A 7,546-nucleotide genomic window follows, 5' to 3' on the forward strand; every position below is an offset into this window, starting at 1 on the left:
GTTTTGCCCCTCTCAGGCGTTGCCGGTGGCGGCGCGCACCAGCTTTTCCGGAGAAAAATCGGTGCGTTCGAACAGGCCCGCCATCAGGCCTTCGCGCATGACGATGGCGCGGTCGGACATGCCGAGAATTTCGGGAAGTTCGGATGAAATCATGATGATCGAGAGACCTTCGGCCGCAAGTTCGCTGATGAAACCGTGCACGGCGGCCTTCGAGCCGATGTCGATGCCCTTGGTGGGCTCATCGAGAATGATGACTTTCGGCTGCGTGGCAAGCCATTTGCCGATCACCACCTTTTGCTGGTTGCCGCCGGAAAGCGTGCCGACGGGCACGGACAGGGCGGCGGCGCGCAGGTCAAGGCGCGAGGCATATTTGCGCGCCAGCGCAAATTCGTTTGCGGCCGCGAGAAACCCCTTGCGCGAGGTGCGCGCGAGAGAGGGTAGCGACATGTTCTGGTAGATCGGCATGTCCAGCGCCAGCCCATGGCGTCCGCGCTCCTCCGGCACATAAACGATACCGGCGCGGATCGCATCTTCCGGCGAACGGATGGCGAGCGGCTGGCCGTTCAGCATTATCTGTCCGGAGGACGGGCGGGTTATGCCGAATAGCGACTGGCACAGTTCCGAACGTCCGGCCCCGATCAGCCCGTAGAGGCCGAGAATTTCACCCTTGCGCAGATCGAGTGAAATATCGCGGAATTCGGTCTGGTGCGAATAATTGCGGATCGACAAAACCGTCGGGCCGAGCGCGACCGCCTGTTTGGGAAAGGCGTTCGTCACGTCGCGGCCGACCATCAGCCGCACGATTTCGTCCTGCGGCGTGGCCGCGAGATTGCCCGCGCCGACCATCTTCCCGTCCCGGAACACCGCGTAATTTTCGGCGATCTCATAGACCTCGTCGAATTTGTGGCTGATGAAGAGGATCGCCTTGCCCTGCCGCTTCAGGTTTTCGACGATGCGGAAGAGATCGTCGATTTCTTTACGGGAAAGGGCGGCCGTCGGCTCATCCATGATGACGATCCGCGCCTCGACGGAAAGCGCTCTGGCGATTGCCACGAGATGGCGCTGCGCGATGGAAAGGTCCTTCAGCCGGATGGACGGATCGATGGTGCTTTCGAGCTGCTCCAGCAGAACCTTGGCGCGCGCATTGATGGTCTTCCAGTCGATCAGGCCGAAACGCCCTTTTGGAGCATGGCCGAGGAAGATGTTTTCGCCTACGGAAAGCTCGTCGAATAGCACGGTTTCCTGGTGAATGGCGGTTACGCCGGCATCGATGGCGTCTTGCGCACCGTGAAAATGGACAGGCTGTCCATCGAGAAGGATTTCGCCTTCATTGGGGCGGTAGATACCGGTCAGGATTTTGACGAGCGTGGATTTTCCAGCACCGTTTTCGCCGATCAGCGCCGTCACCTTGCCGGGATAAAGTGCGATATCGACGCCATCCAGCGCCTTCACACCCGGAAATATCTGGCTGATGCCGCGCATTTCCAGAATGGGCATGGAGCTTGCCGATGCTGGCGCGTTCGCATTGGTCATTTTTTCTGCTGCCATTGTCATTATTGCGAACCTGAGCGGTCTTTAGGGGGCAAGAAGCAAAACTCGCACTCGACGTCATCCTCGGGCTTGACCCGAGGATCTACCCTAGCATGCGTCATGGATCCTCGGGTCAAGCCCGAGGATGACGTCGAGTATGTGGTTGCGGTTGTCATCGCCCGGTGGCTGGAGCCACCGGACATCGTTTGAACGATCAGAAAATCTTCGAGAACTGATCGATGTTCTTGGCGTCGTAGATGAACGGATCGGCCATCGCCGCTTCGCTGTTTTCGCCAACCTTGATCTTGCCCATGCGGCCCGCTTCGATTTCCGAGCCCGGCTTGCCGTCTGCTTCACCCTTCACGAGGCGATAGGCGATCTGGGTGGCGGAATAGCCGAGGTCGATCGGGTTCCAAATGGCGAATTCCTTGGTCGCGCCGGATTTGATGGCTCCGGCCATTTCGGACGGCAGGCCAAGGCCGGTCACAAAGACCTGACCGATCTTGCCCGCATCCTTCACGGCCTGCGAGGCGGCGAGAACGCCGACCGTCGTCGGTGCGACGATGACCTTCACGTTCGGCTGCGAGGAAAGCAGGCCCTGTGCCTCGCGGTAGCTCTTGTCGGCAAGGTCGTCGCCATAAACGGTGGTGACGAGGTTGAGGCCGGGGAAATCCTTGAGCTGCTTCTTCATCTCGCCGATCCAGACATTCTGGTTCGTAGAGGTGGTGGTGGCCGACAGGATGGCGAAATCGCCCTTGCCGCCTTCCAGATGCGCCGCGGCGAGCTGCAGGCACATCTTGCCGATCAGCGCGTTGGACGAGGGGTTGAGCTGGAGAATGCGGCCTTCAGGCGCAACGCCGGAATCCCAGGAGATGACCTTGATGCCGCGCTGCGTCGCCTTTTTCAGCGCGGGAACAACGGCGTCCGGGTCGTTTGCGGAAATGGCGATGGCATCGACGCCCTGCGCGATCAGCGAATTGATGACTTCGATCTGGCCTTCTGCCGTGGTGCTGGTCGGACCCGTATAGATGATCTCGACGCCGCCGAGGTCTTTTGCGGCCTCTTGCGCGCCCTTGTTGGCGGCTTCGAAAAAGCCGTTGCCGAGCGATTTGACCACCAGGGCGATCTTCACGTCGGCGGCCTGGGCAATGCCGCCAAGGCCCGCGACGGAGAGCGCCGCGCTGAGCGCCAGGACGCTCGTCAATGTTCTGCGTGTAAGTTTCATGTCTCTTTTCCTCCCGTTTTGAACGTTGTTTTCCTGATCGGTGCTCCTCAGGCGACCGAAGAAGAATTCTCCTCATCCGGCGGGCGGGCTATCTTGCCATCCCCCGCCGCGCCGGCGATCAGCAATTCGACGCCGGCATTTTCCACCATCCGCGCCGCCTCGTCCGAAATCCCGTCATCGGTGATGATGGTCGAGACGTTTTCGAGCGGGCATAAAATCAGGCTGGATCGTTTTTTGAACTTCGAGGAATCGACCATCACGATCAACTCTTCCGCCTGTCGCATCAGCTTCTGTTCGCTCTGGATCACCAGCGCATCGGATTCCATGATGCCGAGCGCACCCACGCCCTGTGCGCCGAGAAAAATCCGCCGTGCATAAAAATTGCGGATCGCATCATTCTCGAAAGGCGACAGGATGAGGCTTTGATCGCGATAGATCGCGCCGCCCGGCACGCTGACATTGCATTTGGAATGCTTGACCAGATGCTCCGCAATCGCGAAGGAATTTGTCATCACCTGCAGCCGTCGCGCCGCCATGTAATGCACCATCTGGAATGTGGTCGTGCCGCCATTCAGGATGATCGCATCGCCATCGTGGCACAGATCGACCGCTTTGCGCGCAATTGCGCGTTTCTTATCGATGTTGACCGATTCGGATACGCGGAAGGGCCGTGCGGCCAGATTGCCCAGCTGCGGCGGATGCACCGCTTCCGCCCCGCCACGCACGCGCCGCAACTTGCCCTGAACGTGCAGCGACGCGATATCCCTGCGGATCGTCGCTTCGGACGCATCCGTCAGTTCGGCAATATCCTGCACCGTCACGACAGCTTTTTCCTGTGTGGCGCTCAAGATGATGCGATGGCGTTCGCGTTCGTGCATGGGGTCCTCCTGATCGTGATTATTCGCAATCTCTTTACGTTGTCAATCAAGAACGATCAAATTAATCAATATCGCGCTGCAACATGAAAATTTATGATCGTTTTTGATTGACATTGTGCTTTTGTATGCGCGATATCTGCCATCAACGGAGGCGGGCCGATATCGGCGCCGCGAATACAGACTTGACTTGGGAGGAAGACATGACGGGAAAATCCCGCCTTCTCGAAAGCCGTTGGGACGATGCCTATGCCAAGACGCTCGATGAGCCGGGCAAGCTGCTTTATCGCTCCAATCTGCTCGGCGCCGACAAGCGCATCACCAATTACGGCGGCGGAAACACATCCGCAAAGGTGCTTGAAACCGATCCACTGACCGGCGAAAAGGTTCGTGTCATGTGGGTGAAAGGGTCCGGCGGCGATGTCGGCACCATCAAGCTCGACGGCTTCGCCACACTTTATCTCGACAAGCTGGAAGCGCTGAAGGGCATTTACAAGGGCGTCGAGGACGAGGACCGCATGGTCGGCTTCCTGCCGCATTGCACCTTCAATCTCAACCCGCGCGCGGCCTCCATCGATACGCCGCTGCATGGTTTCGTGCCTTTCGATCATGTCGATCACATGCATCCGGATGCGATCATCGCTATCGCCGCTTCGAAGAATTCGAAGGAATTGACACAGCAGATCTTCGGCGATGACATCGGCTGGCTTCCCTGGCGCCGTCCCGGCTTCCAGCTCGGTCTCGATCTCGAGGCTTTCGTAAAAGCCAATCCAAAGGCCAAGGGCGTTGTGCTGGAAAGCCACGGCCTATTCACCTGGGATGACGACGCCAAGAAATGTTACGAACTGACGCTCGTCATCATCAACAAGGCGATCGAATGGTTTGCCGCGCAGACCGAAGGCAAGACGATTTTCGGCGGTGCTGTGGCCAGGAGCCTGCCGATTGCCGAACGACGTGCCATTGCCGCCCGGCTGATGCCGGAAATCCGTGGTCGCATCGGCCGTGAAGAACGCAAGCTCGGCCATTTCGACGATCAGGATGCGGTTCTCGAATTCGTCAATTCCAAGGATCTAAAACCGCTCGGCAATCTCGGTACATCCTGCCCGGATCACTTCCTGCGCACGAAAATCCGCCCGCTGATCCTCGATCTCGATACGGCGAAGCCCGATGTGGACGCGCTGACGGCGGGTCTCGACAAAGCGCTCGAGGCTTATCGCGCCGATTACGTCAGATATTACGAAGCATGCCGTCACGACAATTCGCCTGATATACGTGACCCGAATCCGGTGATTTTCCTGATCCCCGGTGTGGGCATGCTGTCCTTTGCCAAGGATAAGGCCACCGCCCGCATCGCCGGTGAATTTTACGTCAACGCCATCAACGTCATGCGCGGTGCTTCCACCGTGTCCGAATATCAGGGCCTTCCCGAACAGGAAGCCTTCGATATCGAATATTGGCTGCTGGAAGAGGCGAAGCTGCAGCGCATGCCGAAGCCGAAAAGCCTTGCCGGCCGTGTGGCCTTCGTCACCGGTGGCGCCGGCGGCATCGGCCGGGCGACGGCGGAAAGGCTGGCGGCTGAGGGCGCCTGTGTTGTGCTCGCCGATATCGACGAGGCGGCGCTGGAAGCCGCGAAGGGCGATTTCGTCAAGCGCTATAGCGCGGATGCGGTGCGCAGCGTCAAGCTGGATGTGACAAAGGAAGACGCGGTCATTTCGGCCTTCGCGGAAGCGAGCGTGGAGTTCGGCGGCGTGGATATTCTCGTCTCCAATGCCGGCATCGCTTCCTCCGCGCCGGTGGAGGAAACCACGCTTGCCATGTGGAACAAGAATATCGATATTCTCGCGACAGGCTATTTTCTCGTGTCTCGGGAAGCGTTCCGGCTGCTGCGTCGTCAGAATCTCGGCGGCAACGTGGTGTTTGTCGCCTCGAAAAACGGTCTCGCCTCTTCGCCTAATGCTTCCGCCTATTGCACGGCGAAGGCGGCGGAAATTCATCTTGCCCGTTGCCTCGCTCTCGAAGGAGCGGAGGCGGGCATTCGCGTCAACACCGTCAATCCCGATGCCGTGTTGCGCGGTTCGAAGATCTGGAATGGCGAGTGGCGCGAGCAGCGCGCGGCCTCTTCCAAGATCGAGGTGACCGATCTGGAGGAGCATTATCGCAAGCGTTCGATGCTGAAGCTTAACGTGTTCCCGGAAGATATCGCCGAGGCGATCTACTTCCTGGCGTCCGACGCCTCCGCCAAATCGACCGGCAACATCATCAATGTCGATGCCGGAAACGCGCAGAGCTTCACACGATAAGATGGGACGGTAACAGGCGGCGGCATCGCCGCCATTACCGGGGAGGAAGAGATGACCGACACCAAAATCGCCGTTGATGTGATAGCGGCCGAAAACGACAAGCGCGCCGCCGCGCTGAAGGATGATTACGACGCGCTGGGCAACCAGCTTGCGCGCCGCAACATCGATATCGACGCTGTGACCGCCAAGGTCGCGGAATTTTTCGTCGCCGTGCCCTCATGGGGTGTTGGCACCGGCGGGACCCGTTTCGCCCGCTTTCCGGGTGAGGGCGAACCGCGCGGCATTTTCGACAAGCTCGACGATTGCGCCGTCATCAACCAGCTGACGCGGGCCACGCCGAATGTTTCCCTGCATATTCCGTGGGACAAGCAAGACCCGAAGCGATTGAAGGCCCATGCCGATGCGCTCGGTCTCGGTTTTGATGCGATGAATTCCAACACCTTCTCGGATGCGCCGGGCCAGAGCCATTCCTACAAATACGGTTCGCTCAGCCACACGGATGCCGCAACGCGGCAGCAGGCTGTCGAGCACAACATCGAATGTATCGAGATCGGCAAGGCCATCGGCTCCAAGGCGCTGACGGTGTGGGTGGGCGACGGCTCCAATTTTCCCGGACAGAGCAATTTCACCAGAAGCTTCGAGCGTTATCTCGCCGGCATGGCCGATATCTACAAGGCGCTGCCGGATGACTGGCGCATTTTTTCCGAACACAAGATGTATGAGCCGGCGTTTTATTCGTCCGTCGTGCAGGACTGGGGCACCAATTACCTCATCGCCAATACGCTCGGCGAAAAGGCCTTCTGCCTCGTTGATCTCGGTCACCATGCGCCGAACACAAATATCGAGATGATCGTCGCCCGCCTCATCCAGTTCGGCAAGCTCGGCGGTTTCCACTTCAACGATTCCAAATATGGCGATGACGATCTGGATGCCGGCTCAATCGAGCCTTATCGCCTGTTCCTCGTCTTTAACGAGCTGGTGGATGCGGAGCATCGCGGCGTAAAGGGTTTCCATCCCGCCCATATGATCGACCAGTCGCACAATGTGACGGACCCGATCGAAAGCCTGATTTCCAGCGCCAACGAAATCCGCCGCGCCTATGCGCAGGCGCTGCTGGTGGATCGCGCGGCTCTCGACGGTTACCAGCAGGACAATGATGCGCTGATGGCTTCCGATACGCTGAAACGGGCTTATCGCACGGATGTCGAGCCGGTTCTCGCTAAAGCAAGGCAGCTGGCGGGCGGCGCGATTGATCCGATTGCGACTTACCGGGCGAGTGGTTATCGCAGCCATGTTGCGGCGGAACGCCCGGCTTCGGTAGGCGGCAGCGGCGGGATTGTTTAGGGGTTGGGGTTTGAGGGGATAGGCGGAGAAGCCGAGCCTGCTTACAAACCTTGCCTCAAACGCGACGTCATCCTCGGCCTTGTGCCGAGGATCTGCCAAAATTCACAAAATCGATAGGTAGCAGATGCTTGGGACAGGCCCACTACTGTCCGGTTTAAATTTTGTAGACAAGGCGCACGGTGTTGATTCTACTTGTGTTCGAGCGTTTGGCGACGATCTCGGACACGAAGGGAAGCAACACCGTGCGGCACAAGAATAGCGTTTTTCATGAT

5 protein-coding genes are annotated in these 7,546 nt (G+C 58.9%); 2 read left to right on the top strand and 3 right to left on the bottom strand.

What is annotated here, in order from left to right:
- Nucleotides 1–12 precede the first annotated feature (12 nt).
- From QSK43_RS24140 to QSK43_RS24150, 3 genes are all read right to left on the bottom strand, one after another.
- Entirely contained in the window at nucleotides 13–1,548 is a 1,536-nt protein-coding gene (locus tag QSK43_RS24140; protein ID WP_332305591.1) for a sugar ABC transporter ATP-binding protein, read from the bottom strand.
- Between the two features lie 196 nt (nucleotides 1,549–1,744).
- Nucleotides 1,745–2,755 carry a rhamnose ABC transporter substrate-binding protein gene (rhaS, locus tag QSK43_RS24145; protein ID WP_332305592.1) on the bottom strand — a complete coding sequence of 337 codons (1,011 nt, stop codon included), beginning with the start codon at nucleotides 2,753–2,755 and terminating at the stop codon, nucleotides 1,745–1,747.
- Nucleotides 2,756–2,802: 47 nt separating this feature from the next.
- Nucleotides 2,803–3,633: a DeoR/GlpR family DNA-binding transcription regulator gene (locus QSK43_RS24150; protein ID WP_332305593.1), complete on the bottom strand. Its 831-nt coding sequence runs from the start codon at nucleotides 3,631–3,633 to the stop codon at nucleotides 2,803–2,805.
- 200 nt (nucleotides 3,634–3,833) lie between these two features.
- Between QSK43_RS24150 and QSK43_RS24155 the strand changes: the two genes are divergently transcribed.
- Both QSK43_RS24155 and rhaI read left to right on the top strand, forming a co-directional pair.
- Complete coding sequence (locus QSK43_RS24155; protein WP_332305594.1) at nucleotides 3,834–5,930, top strand: bifunctional rhamnulose-1-phosphate aldolase/short-chain dehydrogenase; 2,097 nt, start codon at nucleotides 3,834–3,836, stop codon at nucleotides 5,928–5,930.
- Between the two features lie 51 nt (nucleotides 5,931–5,981).
- Nucleotides 5,982–7,274, top strand: coding sequence for an L-rhamnose catabolism isomerase (rhaI, locus tag QSK43_RS24160; protein ID WP_332305595.1), 1,293 nt, complete (start codon nucleotides 5,982–5,984; stop codon nucleotides 7,272–7,274).
- The last annotated feature ends 272 nt before the right edge of the window (nucleotides 7,275–7,546 follow it).

The organism is Rhizobium sp. GR12 (assembly GCF_036596185.1).
Lineage (GTDB): Bacteria > Pseudomonadota > Alphaproteobacteria > Rhizobiales > Rhizobiaceae > Agrobacterium > Agrobacterium nepotum.

Bases quoted from the DNA above. Each gene is read 5' to 3' on its own strand.
- rhaS (WP_332305592.1), bottom strand. From the start codon at position 2,755: ATGAAACTTACACGCAGAACATTGACGAGCGTCCTGGCGCTCAGCGCG.
- QSK43_RS24140 (WP_332305591.1), bottom strand. From the start codon at position 1,548: ATGGCAGCAGAAAAAATGACCAATGCGAACGCGCCAGCATCGGCAAGC.
- QSK43_RS24155 (WP_332305594.1), top strand. From the start codon at position 3,834: ATGACGGGAAAATCCCGCCTTCTCGAAAGCCGTTGGGACGATGCCTAT.
- QSK43_RS24150 (WP_332305593.1), bottom strand. From the start codon at position 3,633: ATGCACGAACGCGAACGCCATCGCATCATCTTGAGCGCCACACAGGAA.
- rhaI (WP_332305595.1), top strand. From the start codon at position 5,982: ATGACCGACACCAAAATCGCCGTTGATGTGATAGCGGCCGAAAACGAC.